The sequence below is a fragment of the Serratia sp. 2C06 genome (genome assembly GCF_050037615.1).
Classification (GTDB): Bacteria; Pseudomonadota; Gammaproteobacteria; order Enterobacterales; family Enterobacteriaceae; genus Serratia; species Serratia ureilytica.
In genome coordinates this window covers 154699-173531 of record NZ_CP188299.1, presented here as the reverse complement: position 1 = coordinate 173531, position 18833 = coordinate 154699, and the positions used below count along the sequence as shown (strand labels likewise).

The following is an 18833-nucleotide window of genomic DNA, read 5'->3' as shown; positions in this document are numbered from 1 at the left end:
TCACCTGCGGATTTTATCGTGGCCTCATAACCTACGAGGAGCGAGCATGATGAAATCGGTACTTTTCTGGAAAATAACCACGCTGCTGGGATTGATGGTGGTGATGTTGATCCCCATCGCCCAACTGATGAGCGTGATCGACGAGCGCAGCGGCTATCGGCAAAGCGTGGTCGGGCAGGTGAGCGAAAGCACCAGCGGGGCGCAGCGCGTGCTTGGCCCGTTGATTGTCATTCCCTATGTCGAACGCGAAGAGAAGAAAGACGAGAAAGGGCAAACGGTAGTGCAGCGGGTGCAGCATTACCGCTATTTGCTGCCTGAGTCGCTTCAGGTGCAGGGGGCGCCGAAAGTAGAGGTGCGCAAACTGGGTATTTATCAAACGCAGGTTTACCAGGGGCCGCTGAGTTTCAAGGTGCGTTTCGGCCAGCCGGAGCTGACGGATTTGCAACGCGCCAACGTGACCGTCGGCCAGCCGTTCCTGCTGGTGGCGCTGAGTGACTCTCGCGGCATCAAGAGCATTTCCCCGCTGGTAATGCCGCAGCCGGTGGCGTTTGAGCCGGGCACCGGCGTGGGAGCGTTGCGCCAGGGGATCCACGCCCCGCTGACGCTGGCGATGCTGCAACAAAAAGAGGGGCTGAACGCCGACTTCACCCTGACGTTGGCGGGCACCAGCAGCCTGTCGCTGGTACCGCTGGGGCGCAGCAGCGAGCTGCAGCTGCAAAGCAACTGGCCGCATCCGAATTTCCTCGGCAACTTCCTGCCGGACGAACGCAAGGTGACGGAGCAGGGGTTTAGCGCTCGCTGGCGCAGCACCTGGTTTGCCAACAACATCAACAGTGCGTTCTATTACGACGATGGCATTATCGACGAGGACAAACTGCCGGCCTTCAGCGCCAGCCTGGTCGAACCGGTCGATCATTATCAGCTGACCGAGCGCGCGGTCAAATACGCGCTGCTGTTTATCGGGCTGACGTTTATGGCATTTTTCCTGTTCGAAACTCTGACCGGGCTGCGGGTGCACCCGATTCAATATCTGTTGGTCGGCGCGGCGCTGGTATTGTTCTACCTGATTCTGCTGGCCTTCTCCGAACACCTGGGATTCGCTCTCGCTTACCTGGCGGCCAGCATCGCCTGCAGCGGACTGATCGGCTTTTATCTGAGCGCCGTACTGCGCGGCAAGCTGCGCGGTGCGCTGTTCGCCGCGAGCCTATTGCTGTTGTACGGCGTGCTCTATTTGCTGTTGCAGTCGGAGGACAATGCGTTGGTGCTGGGAGCAGGGCTGCTGTTCGCCATTCTGGCGGGCATTATGCTGTTGACGCGCAAACTGGACTGGTATCAGGTGGCTGATCCGGCGCGTTTGACCAAGGAAACGCCAGCTGCGGAAGACGAGCCACGCTTCCGTCTGTGGAAATAAGCGAGGGGGATCGGGCGCGCTACGCGCCCGATAGCGGCTACAGCAGCGGCTCCATTTCCAACAGGATCTGTTCGCACCATTGCTGCAGGCGCTCTTCGCTCAGATCGTATTGGTTGACCTCATCGAGCGCCAGGCCGACGAAGTGTTTGCCGTCGGCGCTCAGCGGTTTGGGGCTGGTGAACTCGAAGCCCTCAGTTGGCCAGAAGCCGATGAACTGCACGCCCAGCGGCGCGATGTGATCGTGCAGCATACCCAGCGCGTCGAGGAACCACTCGCCGTAACCGAGCTGATCGCCCATGCCGTACATGGCGACGATCTTGCCTTTCAGATCCAGCGCCGGCAGCTGCGGCCAGATCGCTTCCCAGTCTTCCTGCAGTTCGCCGAAATCCCAGGTCGGGATGCCGAGGATGAGAATGGAATAGTCCTCCATCAGCTTGGGCGAGACGTCTTTCAGGTTGTGCAGGTCGACCAGGTCTTCACCCAGAATCTCACGGATTTTTTCTGCCGCCATCTCGGTGTAGCAGGTGCTGGAGCCGTAAAACAGACCAATCTTCATGTGTAAACCGTTACGTTGCTGTTTAGAGAATTGCAGCGAGTATACCTGATTTGCGTCGGCTTAAGGCATAATGGCGCGGGTGGAAATGCAACGAAGAGAGGACCGCGTGCAACAGCAAGACAATGCGCTGATTGAACAATTCCTGGATGCGCTGTGGCTTGAGCGCAATCTGGCGGAAAATACGCTGGCCTCCTACCGGCTGGATTTGCAGGCCCTGGGCGCCTGGCTTGGCCAGCAAAACACCGATTTGCTGCAGGCTCAGGCCTTGGATCTGCAGGCGTTTCTCGCCGAGCGGGTGGACGGTGGCTACAAGGCCACCAGCTCTGCGCGCTTGCTGAGCGCCATGCGTCGCCTGTTTCAGTATCTGTACCGCGAAAAGCTGCGCGCCGACGATCCCACCGCACAGCTGGCTTCCCCGAAGCTGCCGCAGCGTTTGCCGAAGGATCTGAGCGAGGCGCAGGTCGATGCGCTGTTGCAGGCGCCCTGCGTCGATCAGCCGCTGGAGCTGCGCGACAAGGCAATGCTCGAGGTGTTGTACGCGACCGGGCTGCGGGTCTCTGAGCTGGTGGGGTTGAACATCAGCGATGTCAGCCTGCGTCAGGGCGTGGTGCGGGTGATCGGCAAGGGCAACAAGGAGCGGCTGGTGCCGCTGGGCGAAGAAGCGGTCTACTGGATCGAAAATTATCTGGAGCACGGGCGCCCGTGGCTGGTCAACGGCCAGACGCTGGATGTGCTGTTCCCCAGCAACCGGTGTCAGCAAATGACCCGACAGACGTTCTGGCATCGCATCAAACACTATGCCATCCTTGCGGGCATCGACAGCGAGCGTCTGTCGCCGCACGTGTTGCGGCACGCGTTCGCCACCCATTTGCTGAACCATGGGGCCGATCTCCGTGTCGTACAGATGTTGTTAGGCCACAGCGATCTCTCGACCACGCAAATTTATACTCATGTAGCGACCGAACGACTGAAACAGCTACATCAACAGCATCACCCGCGCGCCTGAGCGGCGGGTTCGAAAGGATTGGAACAATGAAAAAAGGTTTAATGCTGCTCTCTCTGCTGGTGGCTTCGGTGGCCGGCGCCGCCCATGCCGATGACGCGGCGATCAAAAAAGCGCTCGCCAGCCTGGGCATTCAGCAGGCGGACGTGCAGCCTTCGCCGGTCAACGGCCTGAAAACCGTGCTGACCGACAGCGGCGTGCTGTACGCCTCCGAAGACGGCAAGCACATCCTGCAGGGCCCGCTGTTCGACGTCAGCGGCAAAGAGCCGGTCAACGTGACCAACCAACTGCTGAGCACCAAGATGGAAGCGCTGAAAGATCAGATGATCGTTTACAAAGCGCCGAAAGAGAAACACGTGATCACCGTGTTCACCGATATCACCTGCGGTTACTGTCACAAACTGCATCAGCAGATGAAAGAGTACAACGATCTGGGCATTACCGTGCGTTACCTGGCGTTCCCGCGCCAGGGGCTGGCTTCCCAGGCTGAAAAAGACATGCAGTCGATCTGGTGCACCGCCGACAAGGCCAAGGCGTTCGACGCCGCCATGAAGGGCGACGCCGTTTCTCCGGCGACCTGCAAAACCGACATCAGCAAGCATTACGAGCTGGGCGTGCAGTTCGGCATTCAGGGCACGCCGGCCATCATCCTGGAAAACGGCATGATGATCCCGGGCTATCAGGGGCCGAAAGAGATGGCCGCCATGCTGGACGCGCATCAGGCCGCCACCAAAGCCGGTGGTTAATCGCCGGTGAGTATCAAAACGCAACTACGCCGCCGCCCGACGGCGGACGACACGCATCTGCCTGCCAGTTTGCCGCCGCTTCTGCGTCGGCTTTACGCCCTGCGCGGCGTGCAGGCTGAGCAAGAGCTGGAGCGCGGCGTCAAAGGCATGCTGCCCTGGCAACAGCTGGACGGCATCGACGACGCCGTCAGCCTGTTGCAGCAAGCGCTGGCCGACGGTCGCCGAATCATGGTGGTGGGCGATTTCGACGCCGACGGCGCCACCAGCACCGCGCTGACGGTGCTGGCGCTGCGCAGCATGGGCGGCGCAGCCGTCGATTATCTGGTGCCTAACCGTTTCGAAGACGGTTACGGCCTGAGCCCCGAAGTGGTGGAGCAGGCGGCGGCGCGCGGTGCAGAACTCATTGTTACCGTCGATAACGGCATCTCCTCCCACGCCGGCGTCGACGTGGCGCACGCCAAAGGCATGCAGGTGCTGGTGACCGATCACCACCTGCCGGGCGAGACCCTGCCGGCGGCTGAAGCGATCGTTAACCCCAACCTGCGCGGCTGCGCCTTCCCGTCCAAATCGCTGGCGGGGGTAGGCGTGGCGTTCTACCTGATGCTGGCGCTGCGCGCCCGGCTGCGGGACAGCGGCTGGTTCGAGCAGCGCGCGCTGGCGATGCCGAATCTGGCGGAACTGCTGGATCTGGTGGCGCTCGGCACCGTGGCCGACGTGGTGCCGCTGGACGCCAACAACCGCATTCTGGTGTATCAGGGATTAAACCGCATCCGTGCCAGCAAATGCCGACCGGGCATCCGCGCGCTGCTCGAAGTGGCCAACCGCGACGCCCGCCAACTGGCGGCCAACGATCTCGGTTTCGCCCTCGGCCCGCGGCTCAACGCCGCCGGCAGGCTGGACGACATGTCGATCGGTGTGGCGCTGCTGCTGAGCGACGACATCGCCCAGGCGCGCATGCTGGCCAACGATCTCGATGCGCTGAACCAGACGCGACGCGAGATAGAGCAGGGCATGCAGGTGGAAGCCCTGCAGCTGTGCGATCAGCTGGAGCGCACCAGCACCGAGCTGCCTTACGGGTTGGCGATGTATCATCCGGAATGGCATCAGGGCGTGGTGGGCATCCTCGCTTCGCGCATCAAAGAGCGTTTCCACCGTCCGGTGATCGCTTTCGCGCCGGCGGGCGACGGCATCCTGAAAGGCTCCGGCCGTTCGGTGCCCGGCTTGCACATGCGCGACGCGCTGGAGCGGCTGGATATGCTGAACCCCGGGCTGATGATGAAGTTCGGCGGTCACGCGATGGCGGCCGGGCTGTCGCTGGAAGAGGCTAAATTCGACGAGTTCCGCCAGCGTTTCGGCGAGCTGGTGGGCGAATGGCTCGATCCGGCGATGTTGGAAGGGGTGATCTGGTCCGATGGCGAACTGGCGATGCAGGAGCTGTCGTTGACGACGGCGGAGCTGCTGCGCGAGGGCGGCCCGTGGGGCCAGGCGTTCCCGGAACCGACCTTCGACGGCAAGTTCCGCATCCTGCAGCAGCGGCTGGTGGGTGAGAAACACCTGAAGCTGATGGTGGAACCGCTTGGCGGCGGCCCGTTGCTCGACGGCATCGCGTTCAACGTGGACACCACGCTGTGGCCGGACAGCAGCGTGCGCGAAGTGGAACTGGCCTACAAACTCGACGTCAACGAGTTTCGCGGCAACCGCAACGTGCAACTGCTGATCCAGCACCTTTGGCCGCGCTGAGGCGAAACTGAACACAACTCGGGGATTGGGCTCTCCAATCCCCGGCATCCTTCCCGATCGCCACAAAAACTGACCAACTCGCTATAAACTGCCGCCCGGATCCGTTAGAATTAGCGGTTCCAATGGCATTCCGCCATCGACGACATCAACGTAAAAGAACGCAAAACCATGTTTGAAATTAACCCGGTAAAAAACCGAATTCAGGACCTGTCCGAGCGGACTGCGGTTCTTAGGGGGTATCTTTGACTATGATGCCAAGAAGGAACGCCTAGAAGAAGTCAACGCCGAGCTGGAGCAGCCGGACGTTTGGAACGAACCGGAGCGCGCACAGGCGCTCGGCAAAGAGCGCGCCGCGCTGGAAGCCATCGTTGAAACCATCGATCACCTGCAGCAGGGCAGCGAAGACGTCAGCGGTCTGCTGGAGCTGGCGGTGGAAGCCGACGATGAAGAGACCTTCAACGAAGCGGTCGCCGAACTCGATCAACTGATCGCCAAGCTCGAGCAGCTGGAATTCCGCCGCATGTTCTCTGGCGAATACGACAGCGCCGACTGCTATCTGGACATTCAGGCCGGCTCCGGCGGCACCGAAGCGCAAGACTGGGCCAGCATGCTGCTGCGCATGTACCTGCGCTGGGCCGAAGCCAAGGGCTTCAAGACCGAAGTGATCGAAGAGTCCGACGGCGACGTTGCGGGCCTGAAATCGGCCACCATCAAGATCATCGGCGACTACGCGTTCGGCTGGTTGCGCACTGAAACCGGCGTTCACCGCCTGGTGCGCAAGAGCCCGTTCGACTCCGGCGGCCGTCGCCACACCTCGTTCAGTTCGGTGTTCATCTACCCGGAAGTGGACGACGATATCGACATAGATATCAACCCGGCGGATCTGCGCATCGACGTGTACCGCGCCTCCGGTGCGGGCGGTCAGCACGTCAACAAAACCGAATCCGCCGTACGTATTACTCACCTGCCAACCAACATCGTGGTGCAGTGCCAGAACGATCGTTCTCAGCATAAGAACAAGGATCAAGCGTTTAAACAGCTGCGAGCCAAGCTGTACGAGTTTGAGATGCAAAAGAAAAATGCTGATAAACAGGCGATGGAAGACAACAAGTCCGACATCGGCTGGGGCAGCCAAATCCGTTCTTACGTGCTGGATGACTCCCGCATCAAGGATTTGCGCACCAACGTCGAAACGCGTAACACGCAGGCCGTACTGGATGGCGACCTGGATAAATTCATTGAGGCAAGTTTGAAAGCCGGGTTATGAGGAATAGAAATGTCTGAACAACAAGTACAGGGCGCCGATCAGGCGCTGGATCTCAATAACGAGCTGCAGTCCCGCCGCGAGAAACTGGCCGGCCTGCGTGAGAACGGCATTGCGTTCCCGAACGACTTCCGTCGCGACTCCACCTCCGACAAACTGCACGCCGCGTACGGCGATAAAGACAACGAAGAGCTGGAAGCGCTGGGCGTAGAAGTGACCGTCGCCGGCCGCATGATGACCCGCCGCATTATGGGCAAGGCATCCTTCGTTACGCTGCAGGACGTGGGCGGCCGCATTCAGCTGTACGTCGCGCGCGACGATCTGGCTGAAGGCGTGTACAACGAGCAGTTCAAGAAGTGGGACCTGGGCGATATCCTCGGCGCGCGCGGCAAGCTGTTCAAAACCAAGACCGGCGAACTGTCGATCCACTGCACCGAACTGCGTCTGCTGACCAAAGCGTTGCGTCCGCTGCCGGACAAATTCCACGGCCTGGCGGATCAGGAAACCCGTTACCGCCAGCGTTACCTGGATCTGATCGCCAACGAAGAGTCGCGCAACACCTTCAAGGTGCGTTCTCAGGTGATGTCGGCTATCCGTAACTTCATGGTGGAACGCGGCTTCATGGAAGTCGAAACCCCGATGATGCAGGTGATCCCGGGCGGCGCGTCGGCGCGTCCGTTCATCACCCACCACAATGCGCTGGATATCGACATGTACCTGCGCATTGCGCCGGAACTGTATCTGAAGCGTCTGGTGGTCGGCGGCTTTGAGCGCGTGTTCGAAATCAACCGCAACTTCCGCAACGAAGGCGTTTCTCCGCGTCATAATCCAGAGTTCACCATGATGGAACTCTATATGGCTTACGCGGATTACAAAGACCTGATCGAGCTGACCGAGACGCTGTTCCGCACCTTGACCGAGAAAGTGCTGGGCACCTCTCAGGTGCAGTACGGCGACGAAGTGTTCGACTTCGGCAAGCCGTTCGAGAAGCTGACCATGACCGAGGCGATCAAGAAATACCGTCCGGAAACCGATCTGGCTGACCTGGCCGACATGGGCAAAGCGGTGGCCATCGCGGAATCCATCGGCATCAAGGTTGAGAAGAGCTGGGGCCTGGGCCGCGTCGTGACCGAGATCTTCGAAGAAGTGGCGGAAAGCCATCTGATTCAGCCGACCTTCATCACCGAGTACCCGGCTGAAGTGTCGCCGCTGGCGCGCCGCAACGACGTGAACCCGGAAATCACCGACCGCTTCGAGTTCTTCATCGGCGGCCGTGAAATCGGCAACGGCTTCTCCGAGCTGAACGACGCCGAAGACCAGGCGCAGCGCTTCGCCGATCAGGTGAACGCCAAAGACGCCGGCGACGACGAAGCGATGTTCTACGACGAAGACTACGTCACCGCGCTGGAGCACGGCCTGCCGCCGACCGCCGGTCTGGGCATCGGCATCGACCGCATGGTGATGCTGTTCACCAACAGCCACACCATCCGCGACGTGATTCTGTTCCCGGCGATGCGCCCGCAGAAATAATCGCGTTTAGCGTGCAACAACCGGTGCGGGCAACTGCGCCGGTTTTTTTTCGTCTGCAGGACTTAACCGCTTAAAACATCGACAGTTACGCGCCATCTCCGCTTGCCCGCCGCCGATAACCGGTTATAATGCCTGTCGCACACCGATGCGGGTGTAGTTCAATGGTAGAACGGCAGCTTCCCAAGCTGCATACGAGGGTTCGATTCCCTTCACCCGCTCCAGTACCCCCTCATAAAAGCATCCTGATTCTCCAAAACGTTACCCCAACCCAATCCTTTGCACATGTAAGCATTATTTCTGGTCGCCCGCCATCCCACCCGCATCATCAGCGCCGCAGGGAGGAAGGCAGGGCAAAAAAATGCCGCCCCTGGGGACGGCATGTCGGCATTCAGCGCACCAGATGCAAGAAATGCAGATGCTTTTCGTACTGGTCGAGAATATCGTTGATCAACTGCTCCTGATTCCAGCCCATGACATCGTAGTTCTGGCCGCCTTCTTTCAGGTAGATCTCCGCGCGATAATATTTGTGCTGCTCGGCTTGCTGTTCATCATTATCCAGCCCGGCCAGGGCGAAGGTCGGCGAGCTGTAGCCGCGCAGTCTGACTTCATAGATAAAGTTAAGCTCATCGCCTAAATCAACCTCGAAACGAATGCGATCTTCCGCGCCGGTGTTGATACTGCTGAGCGTGCCTTGCTTACTCAGCTCCTCCTGCACCAGCGTCATGGCCGACTGGATGACTTCGTCCATAAAGCGCTTAACCAGCGAGCGCTTTGGCAAATAAGCGATATTACGCAGCCTGCGCTGCCAGGGGATAGGATTGCGGGCGGCGGTAGGGGCGATGGTGGCCATATTCTGGCTGTCGCGCTTGGTCAGATCGCGACGCAGCGCCTTAAGCAAACCGTAAATGGATATCAGCAAGATGGCCGAGAAAGGCAGCGCGCTGGCGATGGTGACGGTTTGCAGCGCGCTGAGCCCCCCGGCGATCAGCAAGGCGATGGCGACGATGCCCATCAGCGACGCCCAGAAAATGCGTTGCCATACCGGCGTGTTGCTGGAGCCGCCCGAAGCCAGCGTATCCACGACCATGGCGCCGGAGTCGGCGGACGTGACAAAAAAGACGATAACCATCGCCATGGCGATAAACGAAAGTACGCTGGAGAATGGGAAATGCTCCAGGAAGTTAAACAACGCCAAGGCCACGTCTTGTTGTACCGTAGCGGCGAGATCTGTCGCGCCCTTTTCCATGATGAGGTAAATGGCGCTGTTGCCGAACACGGTCATCCACATGAGGGTGAAGCCGGCCGGGACGAACAGCACGCCCGTGACAAATTCGCGGATGGTTCGGCCGCGGGAAACCCGTGCGATGAACATCCCGACGAAAGGCGACCAGGAGAGCCACCACCCCCAGTAGAGCAGCGTCCATCCGCCTAGCCAGTTGCTGGATTTGGGTTCATAGGCATACAGGTTGAAGGTTTTGCTGACCAGCTCGGACAGATAGCCGCCGGTATTTTCCACAAAGGATTTCAACAGCAAAACGGTTGGCCCCAACAGCAAGACCAAGGCCAGGAGCAACAGCGCCAGGCTGAGGTTCAGCTCCGACAGAAAGCGTATGCCCTTCTCCAGCCCGGAAACCACGGAAATGGTGGCCAGCCCGGTAATCACCACGATTAATATCACCTGAACGGTTTCGTTGATTGGCACGCCAAACAGGTGGTTAAGCCCGGCGTTGACCTGCAATACGCCATAACCCAGCGAGGTCGCGACCCCGAATACGGTGCCGATGACGGCGAAGATATCGACGGCGTGGCCGATAGGGCCATAAATGCGATCGCCGATGATCGGATAAAGCGCGGAGCGCAGGGTCAACGGCAGGCCATGCCGATAGCTGAAGAAGGCCAGAATCAACGCCACGATGGCGTAGATCGCCCAGGCATGCAGCCCCCAGTGGAAAAAGGTCAGGCGCATGGCCTGTTTGGCCGCCTCGATGCTCTCGGGCGTGCCGACCGGCGGCGAGAGATAGTGCATAACCGGTTCTGCCACGCCGAAGAACATCAGACCAATGCCCATCCCCGCCGAAAACAGCATGGCAAACCAGGAGTGATAGCGAAAATCGGGTTGCGCATGATCGGGGCCAAGTTTGATGTCGCCGTAACGAGAAAGCCCCAGAAACGTCACGCTGAGCAATATGAGCGCCACGGCCAAAATATAAAACCAGCTGGCGTTGGTGAAGATTTGTTGCTGCAGAAGCTTGAAGTTTTTGTCAGCGACGTCGGGGAAAAAGGCGGCGAAGGCGACCAGAAGAAAAATGAGGACTGCAGAGGTGAAGAATACCGCTTTGTTGATATGGCTTTGCGGCTTATTTAAGGAGGTGTCTTTCTCACTCATAAATTGATTTATTCCATTTGTTTGATTATCGCCCTGAATGGAGGAAAGGTGGTGACTGTAATATCGTAGCAAAATAGTCGGGCTGGCGCAGGAGGCCGACGCCGCTCTATAGAGCGGAATTACCGCTGTCTCTACGCGGTAATTCCGAATAATTCACGTTGCCGTTAGTTAAATAAAAAGGCCAATAACCCCGTCACCTTATTCTTATTTTCCCATCCCTCCAATTTCATGCAGGCATTAACGTGTTCTTTTCTGCGCATTTCATTGCGGTCCGAAGGAAAAACGACGCCGTGAGTATTGGGGATATCCGCGCCGTTGATATTCATGGAGGAGAATACAGGCGAGCGGGTGTCTAAAGACAGGCTCACGGGATAGCGTTGTTCGGCTTCTTGTCGGCAGCTTGCTCTGGCGGCTTCAAGGGGTGTCGGAGCCGCCGTTTGCGCTTCCCACTTTTCCGGCGTGGCGCAGGAAGACATCATCAACGCGGCGGTGATAACGGCATATTTTCTCAACGTTAAAATCCCTTTTCAAAAAAATCCCGCCTATTCTACCCAACCCCTCAAACAGGGGGAGCGTTATTCACGTTTAACGCCTCCGGCGAGACGCACGGCTATTCATGCGGTGTGGCCCGCCGGAAAACCGGGCAGGCCGTTATGGCGCATTAACCGAGGGTCTCCTTGGCGAGTATTTCAAACAGCGTATCGATCTCATCAAGGGTGTTGTAGTGCATCATGCCGATGCGCAGCACGCCGCCGTCCTGCAGCCCCAGTTGCTGAATCAGGCCCAGCGCATAGAAATGTCCGCTACCGGCGCAGATGTTGTGGTGCCCCAGCCGTCGGGCGATCGCGTCGGGCGCCTGGCCGCTGAAGGTCAGGGCGAAGGTCGGCGTGCGGCGTGCGCTGTCCGCCTGCGGATTGCCGTAGAGCCGCACGCCGTCGAGTTGCTGCAGCCGTTGCAAAAAGTGGCGGCACAGCGCCTCTTCATGCCGGTGGTAGGCGGCGAAGCTCTCCTGCAAGCGCTGCCTTAACGGCGCGTCGGGCGTGCCCCACTGCGCCAAATACTCGATAGCGGCCGCGACGCCGGCCAGCGCTTCGAAGCTCTGCGTGCCGGTCTCGAAACGGCCGGGGCCGACGTCAGTGGCCGGCTCGACTTTGTACGGCCGCAGGCGCTGCAGCCACTGCGGTGCGATGTAGGCCATGCCGACGTGCGGGCCAAAGAATTTGTAGGCGGAGCACACCAGGAAGTCACATCCCAACGCCTGCACGTCGATCAGGTTATGCGGCGCGTAATGAACGGCGTCGACATACACCTGCGCGCCCACCCGATGCGCGGCTTCAACGATGGTTTTGATATCGACGATGCTGCCGGTGACGTTGGACGCGTAGCTGACCGCCACCAGACGCGTGTTGGCGTTGATGCGCGCGCACACTTTTGCCGCGTCGAGAGAACAATCGGCGCTCTCCAGCGCTATCTGATGCACCACGGCGCCTTTGTCGGCGGCGGCCTGCTGCCAGCTGGAGACGTTGGCGTAGTGATCCAGCGCGGTGACGATGACCTCATCGCCGTCCCGCCAATCGCGACTGATGATGCGGCTGAGATGAAAGGTCAGCGTGGTCATGTTCATGCCGAAGACGATGTTGTCGGGCGACGGCGCATTTAACAAGGCGCGCACCGATTCGCGCGCCTGACTCATCACCTCGCCGGTAACCCGGCTGGAGAAGTAGTGCCCGCCCAGGTTGGCGTTGTACTTCCCCAGGTAGTCGGTCATTTTTTCCAGCACGCCCCGGGAAACTTGCGCACCGCCGGGGCCGTCGAAAAAGATCGCCGGTTTGCCGTCGATCTGCCGGGACAGGGCGCTGAACTGGCGTCGGGCGAGCTCGGGGGTAAAGGTCATGCTTTCTCTCCCCGAGCGGTGAGGACGAAGAGATCCAGATAGCCTTCTTCATTCGGGCTTACGGTATTGATCGGCGTGGCGTTGTGCCACAGTTTACTGTCCGCCAACAGCACGGCTTCACCGTCGGCCAGCGCTTTTTTGAAGAAAGGATCGTGGCGGCTGTCGTCGTACAGCATGATTTCGCCGCCGACGATATTGTGGCGGTGAATGGCGATCATCGCGATATGGTCGAAACCGTCCTGGTGAATGCCTTCCGGCGCCACCAGCGTATCTTTTTGGATGGCGACCACGCGCATCTGGTGGATCTCTATTTCGGCGCCTTCCGGCAGTTCGTTGTTTTCGGCAAACAGGTTGCACATTTCCGCCATGCCGGCGCTCTGCAGCACGGCGCTGTCGATAGGCTCGAAGCGGCGCACCACGTTGCCCTGGAAATGGTTGATCTGATCCGACTGCATGAAGGTGCGCGGCCCTACTTCGGCGATGTTGGGGTTGAGGTATTTCACGACGGAATAACGGCGCAGGCGATATTTGCCGTCGGCATGTTGCGTGTGGGGCAAGGAAGAAAATGAGGGCATCAGCTCTTGGGTGGCTTGCGGGCTTAGTACAGTCATACTTATTACGTTTTCGTGTTTCTGTAACATAATCACCTCTAATAATAATAATTTCTGATGTTGTAGGGGGTAATTCGATTGAATTGTAGACGACTCTATAACCAACGCAATGTGGGGTTGGCGAGGTGTGATGGCGGTCGTAAAGTGGGGTGAACGCGAAGAGATAAAGTGGCGAAAAGTCGGCTGGTGCGGCGGTGAAACGGTGCGGCATCTTGCCCGCACCGGCAGGTATCAAGCGATGGGCGCGCGGCCCTCGTGTTCAGAATGTCTCGAAATAAAGCTCGCGCAACAGCCAGGAGATTTCGTTATTGGTGCGGTTCAGGACGTCTATTCTGTGAACCCCTATCGCTTCTGCGCGCAGGTCGAGCAGCAGGTTGCGAATCTGCCGGAATAACGGAGTTTGCGGGTTGGGTTTGGCCAACTGCTGTCCACACAGTTTGATACCGGCGTCGCAGCCGGTGGCGATGTCCGTCAGGCAGCACGGGCAAGCGGTTTTTTGGCGCGCCATATTGCGGCATTGTTGCCCGATTACCTGGTTGAAGTGGCGTAATTGCAGGCAGACTTCCCGCGAGTTCAACGGTTTGGAATGGGTTGTCATCGGTTTCAGCTCCCTTGTCTTCGCCTATATTGGCACTTACCGATGAAGATAACCACGGACAAGCTGAGGGGGTATCGCCTTGTTTTGTTTGCAAATGGGGAGGGGATGGCGGCCCGCCGTCGGCGGGCCGTTACGATCAGGCGCGTTTAAACAGATTCGCCGCCTGGAACAGGGCAAAGGAACTGACCAGCATCTCGATGCCGACGATCGCCGTCACCAGCGTCACCGACGCCGCCGGGCCTGAGCCGATCAGCATCCAGGCGATGATCAAATCGAGCACGCCGATGACGAACTGCAGCCAGTTGCCCGGCAGGCCGCGGCGCATATAGCCTGCCGCCAGGCGCGCGATGCCGCCGAGCGCAAACAGCACGGCGAGGTAGACGGCCAGCGCCAGAATGCCCGCCAGCGGGCTGGTGATGAACACATAGCCGATAATCAGGTAGGCTACGCCCAGCAAAATGCCGCCGATCATCGGCCAGGTATTCTGCGCCCGGTTGGCTATCATGGCGATAATCAGCCCGGCGCCGCTCAACAGCAGCAGGACGCCCACCACGATGCTCAGCGCTGCGCCGGAGGCGAAAGGATTCACCAGGCACAGTATGCCGCCCGCCAGCAGCAGGAAGGCGATGATCAGCAGGGTGGTGCGTTGCTTTTTGAGCAGCTCTTCGCTCAGGAGGGGCAGATTATTGCGGTCGAGGTTCAACATGACAGTACTCCATTTCGTCGTTGGGTAATTAATCAGTCATCCTTACCTGTTTAGCATAGACCGTCTGGGGGTTTTTGACTGACCCGGCGCAAATGTTACACTGTGCGGCTGACGCGTATCAGAACCGAAAGACGATTGGGGACAGGATTTGAGCACAGGAAGCAAGCTGGCAAGGTGGCGCCGCATCGCGGTGTGTCTGACATTGGGGCTGCTGTTGGCCGGGTGTTCGGGTAAAAACACCTACAACCGCGACTACGACAAACTGCCGAAGGGCAGCTACACCGGCAAGTCCTACACCGTCAAACGGGGCGATACGCTGTACTACATCGCCTGGATCACCGACAGCGAAGTCGGCGATCTGGCCAGAATCAACAAGATACGCCCGCCCTATAATCTGGAAGTGGGGCAAAAACTACGGCTGAGCGGCGGCGCGCCGACCAAAACCGCCGCTACGCGCCGTAAAACATCCTCGTCTTCCGCCGCGATCGCCAAGCAAACGCCGCCGCCGGGCGCCGCACGTTGCTGGCGCTGGCCGACCAGCGGCCGGATCGTGCAGGCGTACTCCAATGCCGATGGCGGTAACAAGGGCATCGACATCGCCGGTAAACGCGGCCAGCCGATCTATGCTTCCGCCAAGGGCAAAGTGGTGTACGTCGGCAACCAACTGCGCGGCTACGGCAACCTGATCATGATTAAGCACGGCGAAGACTTTATTACCGCCTATGCGCACAACGACACCACGCTGGTGCGCAATGGCCAGGATGTGAAAGCGGGGCAGAAGATCGGCACCATGGGCAGCACCGGCACCGATTCTGTGTTCCTGCATTTCCAGATCCGCTACCGCGCCACCGCGCTCGATCCGCAGCGCTATCTGCCGCCGCAGGGATCGTCGCCGTCCTGTTAACGTCAATCCGGCTCCTTGCGGGGCCGGATGTCAGCTATTTCAGCGGCAGATAAAGATCGGTCACCAGTTCATATTCCGCTACCTCGTGCACGAAGTTGTGGTAGTGGAAATAGAGCGGAAAGTCGCGCAGCTCCTCGCCGCTGGCCGGCAACCACTCGCTGTAGAGATAGCGGGCGCTTTCCGAGAGCCCATCCAGCGATCCGAGATGGCGCAGCACCGCGCAGCGTCCGGCCGGCAGCATGCTGTTCACCACGCCGAAGGCGTTGTCCTCCGGGATCGGCGCCGTGACCTCCCCGCAGAGGTAGAAGCGGAAGTCCTGCGCTTCGGTGGTGGCCGGATCGTGCGGCGCGATGCCGTACGTGCGGCTGCTTCTGACCGGCGACAGGCCGCTGGTTTTACGCCACTCGATAAAGCGCGCGGCGGTTTCATTGACCAGCGCGGACGGGCCGCGATGTTCGAGCATCGCCACCGGCGTGGCCGGGCAGTCGACAATGTCTACCTTCATGGGGTGTTTCCTTCTGTGTTTCGGTTCGGGAAAGCGCTGCTGCCAATCGATCCAGGCCGGCTGTTTGCGAAACTGGCTCGGCGTTTGGCTGAACGCCTGTTTGAAGGCGCGGCTGAAGGACTCCGGGTTTTGAAAGCCGGCGTCCAGCGCGATGTCAATCACCGGCTCCAGCGGGTTATACGCCAGGCGGTAAGAGGCGCGTTTAAGCCTCATCCACTGGATATAACGCCACACCGAGATGCCGCAATACGCGCTAAACTGGCGTTGAAAGTGAAAGCGCGAAAAATGGGCCACTTCGCTCAGCTTGTCGACGGTAAGCGCCTCGTCCAGGTGGCGGTCGATATAGTCAAAGACCTGCGCAAAGCGCTTTGCATACGTCTGGGTCATGTGATTGTCTCCTCCATGCCTGAACTTTGCCCGAGTCGCCGCCGCCTCTCCTGACGGATGATGCTGAGTTGCCATCGCAGGAAAACGGAATGGCTGCGGCGTTCGCCGCCGGCCAGGCCAAACTCATAACCCCCGCGCGGCCATGCGCCGCGAGCCCGACCGAGAAGATGAATATTACATGATGGATCGTTCCCGCTTGCTGAAATTCCTGCTGCCCTATCTGTGGCCGAAAGACAACCCGCGGCTGCGGGGGTATCTGGTGGTGGCCTTCGTGTTCATGGTGGCGGCCAAGGTCAGCACCACGCTGGTGCCGCTGGCCTACAAAGCGATGGTCGATGCGCTGAGCGGCGAGACGGCGAAAATGCTGGCGGTGCCGTTGGGGCTGATTATCGCCTACGGCGTGGCGCGGGTGGGCGGCGCGCTGTTTGAGGAGCTGCGCAACGTGATGTTTATCCACGTCAGCCAGAACGCCACGCGCCTGCTGGGCGTGCGGGTGTTCCGCCAGCTGCATGCGCTGAGCCTGCGCTTCCATCTGGAGCGCCAGACCGGCGGGCTGTCGCTATCCATCGAGCGCGGCACCCAGGCGGTGTCCACGGTGCTGTCGCGGCTGCTGTTCTCCATCGTGCCGATCCTGTTCGAACTGACGCTGGTCACGGCAATCATGTGGCATATGTTGAACGGCTGGTTTGCGCTGGCGATCCTGACCACGGTCGGCTGCTACATCCTGTTTACCGTGCTGGCGGTGAGCTGGCGCACCCGTTTTCGCCGCGAGCTCAACAAGGCCAACGCCGACGCCAACAGCAAATCCATCGACAGTCTGCTGAACTATGAGACCGTGAAGTACTTCGGCAATGAAGAGTTCGAGGCCGAGCGTTTCGACCTGTCGCGGCGGCTGTACGAATACGCCGCCATCAAGAACCAATTCAGTTTTACCGCGATCAACCTGGGGCAAACCGCCATTATCTCGATCGGGCTGATCGTGATGATGGCCATGGCGGCGCAAGGCATTACCCAGGGGACGATGACGGTCGGCGACTTCGTGCTGGTTAACGCCTACCTGCTGCAGCTGTATCAGCCGCTGAACTTCTTCGGCTTTATTTATTCCGAGGTGCGCCAGGCGCTGATCGACATGGAGAACATGTTCGATTTGCTGCAGGAAAAGCGTGAGATCGTCGATAGCCCGGATGCGCAGCCGCTGCGCCTCGACCGCGGCGAAGTGCGGTTCGACGCGGTCAGCTTCGGTTACGACACGCGCCGGCCAATCCTCAAGCAGGTGAGCTTTACCATTCCGGCGGGCCACACGGTGGCGGTGGTCGGCGCCTCCGGCGCGGGCAAGTCCACGCTGTCGCGCCTGCTGTTTCGCTTTTACGACGTGCAGGGCGGCGCCATTACCCTCGACGGCCAGGACATTCGCCAACTGACCCAGGCCAGTCTGCGGCAGGCGATCGGCATCGTGCCGCAGGATACGGTGCTGTTCAACGATACGCTGCGTTACAACATCGGTTACGGCAAAACCGGCTCCAGCGATGAAGAAATCGAGCGGGCGGCGCGGCTGGCGCATATCCATGATTTTATCGTCGGTCTGCCTGACGGTTACGACACCCGGGTGGGTGAGCGCGGGCTGAAGCTGTCGGGCGGTGAAAAGCAGCGGGTGGCGATCGCGCGCACCATCCTGAAAAATCCGGCCATCCTGGTGTTCGACGAGGCGACCAGCGCGCTGGATACCCAGACCGAGCGCGAAATCCAGGGGCACCTGCGCGAGGTGAGCCGCAACCACACCACGCTGGTGATCGCCCATCGGCTCTCCACCGTGGTGGACGCCGATGAGATCATCGTGCTGGAGGCGGGGGAGATCGTCGAGCGCGGGGGGCATGAGGCGCTGTTGGCGGTGAACGGCCGCTACGCCGCCATGTGGCAAACCCAGTACAGCGAAGAGCAGGAACCGCGCTGACGCTGCCGTTCACACCATCGATGGCGCGGCCTTGAGCCGTTGTATCACGTAGTCGCAGGCGATGCGGTAATCCTGCTGCAGATCGGTGTCATCCCCGGCCAGGCTGCCGCGCAGCCAGAGCCCATCGATCATCGCCGCTAGCCCGCGCGCCGCGTCGCGCGCCTGCTGCAGCGGCAGCTCGCGGCGGAACTGGCTGCATATATTGGAATAGAGCCGCCGATCGTTGGCGCGCTGCAGGCGGCGCAGCACCGGCTGGTGCATGCTGGCGGCCCAGAAGTCGAGCCAGGCGCGCATGGAAATGGCGTTGGTTTGACTGGGGTGGAAGTTGCCCTGAATGATGGCGCACAGCTGCGACTGGCTGTCGCTCGCCGCCTGAGCGCGGCACTCGGCCACCGCGTCGCGCAGATCGCGCAGGATCTTGCGCATGGTCGCGCTCAACAATCCCTCCTTATCGCCAAAATAGTGGCTGACGATGCCGGTCGACAGCCCGGCTTCTTTCGCCACCTGCGACAGGGTGACGCCGGCCAACCCCACCACGCTGATGGTTTCGAAGGCGGCGTTAATCAACTGCTCCTTGCGCTGCTCAGGAATGTCTCTGCGGTACATATTTTCCCCAACTGATAGGCAAATCACACTTTGAA

The 18833-nt window shown here is 59.9% G+C and carries 17 protein-coding genes and 1 tRNA gene; 9 read left to right on the top strand and 9 right to left on the bottom strand.

What is annotated here, in order from left to right; translation table 11 throughout:
• The first annotated feature begins 46 nt into the window (after positions 1 to 46).
• Positions 47 to 1411, top strand: coding sequence for a cell envelope integrity protein CreD (gene creD / locus ACP3TA_RS01260; protein ID WP_047573801.1), 1365 nt, complete (start codon positions 47 to 49; stop codon positions 1409 to 1411).
• A 37-nt stretch (positions 1412 to 1448) separates the two neighbouring features.
• Here creD and fldB read toward each other — a convergent pair whose 3' ends face one another.
• The gene (fldB, locus tag ACP3TA_RS01255; RefSeq protein WP_033635825.1) at positions 1449 to 1967 is read right to left on the bottom strand and encodes a flavodoxin FldB; all 519 of its coding nucleotides are present in this window, start codon (positions 1965 to 1967) and stop codon (positions 1449 to 1451) included.
• A gap of 106 nt (positions 1968 to 2073) precedes the next feature.
• Here fldB and xerD point away from each other — a divergent pair, with 106 nt between their 5' ends.
• The 6 genes from xerD (at position 2074) to ACP3TA_RS01225 (ending at position 8471) form a co-directional block, all read left to right on the top strand.
• Entirely contained in the window at positions 2074 to 2973 is a 900-nt protein-coding gene (xerD, locus tag ACP3TA_RS01250) for a site-specific tyrosine recombinase XerD (RefSeq protein ID WP_033644935.1), read from the top strand.
• 26 nt (positions 2974 to 2999) lie between these two features.
• On the top strand, positions 3000 to 3716 hold the full coding sequence (gene dsbC, locus ACP3TA_RS01245; RefSeq protein ID WP_042785306.1) for a bifunctional protein-disulfide isomerase/oxidoreductase DsbC: 717 nt from the start codon (positions 3000 to 3002) through the stop codon (positions 3714 to 3716).
• A 6-nt stretch (positions 3717 to 3722) separates the two neighbouring features.
• Positions 3723 to 5456, top strand: coding sequence for a single-stranded-DNA-specific exonuclease RecJ (recJ, locus tag ACP3TA_RS01240; RefSeq protein ID WP_426784484.1), 1734 nt, complete (start codon positions 3723 to 3725; stop codon positions 5454 to 5456).
• A 168-nt stretch (positions 5457 to 5624) separates the two neighbouring features.
• A protein-coding gene (prfB, locus tag ACP3TA_RS01235) for a peptide chain release factor 2 (protein ID WP_099783420.1) occupies positions 5625 to 6723 on the top strand; the annotation gives its coding sequence in 2 pieces (ribosomal slippage) (positions 5625 to 5699 and positions 5701 to 6723; 1098 coding nt in all).
• Between the two features lie 9 nt (positions 6724 to 6732).
• Complete coding sequence (gene lysS / locus ACP3TA_RS01230) at positions 6733 to 8250, top strand: lysine--tRNA ligase (RefSeq protein WP_004931697.1); 1518 nt, start codon at positions 6733 to 6735, stop codon at positions 8248 to 8250.
• Between the two features lie 147 nt (positions 8251 to 8397).
• Positions 8398 to 8471 (top strand) — tRNA-Gly (locus tag ACP3TA_RS01225).
• A gap of 167 nt (positions 8472 to 8638) precedes the next feature.
• Here ACP3TA_RS01225 and ACP3TA_RS01220 read toward each other — a convergent pair.
• The 6 genes from ACP3TA_RS01220 to ACP3TA_RS01195 all read right to left on the bottom strand — a co-directional run bounded on the left by ACP3TA_RS01220 (position 8639) and on the right by ACP3TA_RS01195 (position 14445).
• Positions 8639 to 10636, bottom strand: coding sequence for a BCCT family transporter (locus ACP3TA_RS01220; protein ID WP_033644786.1), 1998 nt, complete (start codon positions 10634 to 10636; stop codon positions 8639 to 8641).
• 164 nt (positions 10637 to 10800) lie between these two features.
• Positions 10801 to 11148, bottom strand: a complete 348-nt coding sequence (locus tag ACP3TA_RS01215) for a hypothetical protein (RefSeq protein ID WP_052752701.1) — start codon at positions 11146 to 11148, stop codon at positions 10801 to 10803.
• A 149-nt stretch (positions 11149 to 11297) separates the two neighbouring features.
• Complete coding sequence (locus ACP3TA_RS01210) at positions 11298 to 12530, bottom strand: cysteine desulfurase-like protein (protein ID WP_129993611.1); 1233 nt, start codon at positions 12528 to 12530, stop codon at positions 11298 to 11300.
• Positions 12527 to 13141 carry a 2OG-Fe dioxygenase family protein gene (locus ACP3TA_RS01205; protein WP_223524591.1) on the bottom strand — a complete coding sequence of 205 codons (615 nt, stop codon included), beginning with the start codon at positions 13139 to 13141 and terminating at the stop codon, positions 12527 to 12529. Before ACP3TA_RS01205 ends, ACP3TA_RS01210 begins: the two co-directional genes overlap by 4 nt.
• A gap of 259 nt (positions 13142 to 13400) precedes the next feature.
• The gene (locus ACP3TA_RS01200) at positions 13401 to 13739 is read right to left on the bottom strand and encodes a hypothetical protein (RefSeq protein WP_033644790.1); all 339 of its coding nucleotides are present in this window, start codon (positions 13737 to 13739) and stop codon (positions 13401 to 13403) included.
• A 136-nt stretch (positions 13740 to 13875) separates the two neighbouring features.
• Positions 13876 to 14445 carry an HdeD family acid-resistance protein gene (locus ACP3TA_RS01195; RefSeq protein ID WP_004931723.1) on the bottom strand — a complete coding sequence of 190 codons (570 nt, stop codon included), beginning with the start codon at positions 14443 to 14445 and terminating at the stop codon, positions 13876 to 13878.
• Positions 14446 to 14593: 148 nt separating this feature from the next.
• Between ACP3TA_RS01195 and actS the strand changes: the two genes are divergently transcribed.
• A complete protein-coding gene (actS, locus tag ACP3TA_RS01190) occupies positions 14594 to 15349 on the top strand; it encodes an amidase activator ActS (RefSeq protein ID WP_033644792.1) in 756 nt (251 codons plus the stop codon).
• Positions 15350 to 15383: 34 nt separating this feature from the next.
• Here the strand turns inward: actS and ACP3TA_RS01185 are convergent, their stop codons facing one another.
• Complete coding sequence (locus ACP3TA_RS01185; protein ID WP_033652160.1) at positions 15384 to 16241, bottom strand: AraC family transcriptional regulator; 858 nt, start codon at positions 16239 to 16241, stop codon at positions 15384 to 15386.
• Positions 16242 to 16422: 181 nt separating this feature from the next.
• On the opposite strand from ACP3TA_RS01185, the gene ACP3TA_RS01180 reads away from it, so the two are divergent.
• Complete coding sequence (locus tag ACP3TA_RS01180) at positions 16423 to 18192, top strand: ABCB family ABC transporter ATP-binding protein/permease (RefSeq protein WP_426784639.1); 1770 nt, start codon at positions 16423 to 16425, stop codon at positions 18190 to 18192.
• Between the two features lie 9 nt (positions 18193 to 18201).
• Here ACP3TA_RS01180 and betI read toward each other — a convergent pair whose 3' ends face one another.
• Entirely contained in the window at positions 18202 to 18798 is a 597-nt protein-coding gene (betI, locus tag ACP3TA_RS01175) for a transcriptional regulator BetI (RefSeq protein ID WP_033644794.1), read from the bottom strand.
• Between the last annotated feature and the right edge of the window lie 35 nt (positions 18799 to 18833).

What these genes read in the sequence shown, in the direction of transcription:
- ACP3TA_RS01200 (WP_033644790.1), bottom strand. Translation starts at nt 13,739, where the DNA reads ATGACAACCCATTCCAAACCGTTGAACTCGCGGGAAGTCTGCCTGCAA.
- ACP3TA_RS01205 (WP_223524591.1), bottom strand. Translation starts at nt 13,141, where the DNA reads ATGACTGTACTAAGCCCGCAAGCCACCCAAGAGCTGATGCCCTCATTT.
- dsbC (WP_042785306.1), top strand. Translation starts at nt 3,000, where the DNA reads ATGAAAAAAGGTTTAATGCTGCTCTCTCTGCTGGTGGCTTCGGTGGCC.
- ACP3TA_RS01180 (WP_426784639.1), top strand. Translation starts at nt 16,423, where the DNA reads ATGGATCGTTCCCGCTTGCTGAAATTCCTGCTGCCCTATCTGTGGCCG.
- creD (WP_047573801.1), top strand. Translation starts at nt 47, where the DNA reads ATGATGAAATCGGTACTTTTCTGGAAAATAACCACGCTGCTGGGATTG.
- lysS (WP_004931697.1), top strand. Translation starts at nt 6,733, where the DNA reads ATGTCTGAACAACAAGTACAGGGCGCCGATCAGGCGCTGGATCTCAAT.
- ACP3TA_RS01195 (WP_004931723.1), bottom strand. Translation starts at nt 14,445, where the DNA reads ATGTTGAACCTCGACCGCAATAATCTGCCCCTCCTGAGCGAAGAGCTG.
- betI (WP_033644794.1), bottom strand. Translation starts at nt 18,798, where the DNA reads ATGTACCGCAGAGACATTCCTGAGCAGCGCAAGGAGCAGTTGATTAAC.
- ACP3TA_RS01220 (WP_033644786.1), bottom strand. Translation starts at nt 10,636, where the DNA reads ATGAGTGAGAAAGACACCTCCTTAAATAAGCCGCAAAGCCATATCAAC.
- ACP3TA_RS01210 (WP_129993611.1), bottom strand. Translation starts at nt 12,530, where the DNA reads ATGACCTTTACCCCCGAGCTCGCCCGACGCCAGTTCAGCGCCCTGTCC.
- fldB (WP_033635825.1), bottom strand. Translation starts at nt 1,967, where the DNA reads ATGAAGATTGGTCTGTTTTACGGCTCCAGCACCTGCTACACCGAGATG.
- ACP3TA_RS01185 (WP_033652160.1), bottom strand. Translation starts at nt 16,241, where the DNA reads ATGACCCAGACGTATGCAAAGCGCTTTGCGCAGGTCTTTGACTATATC.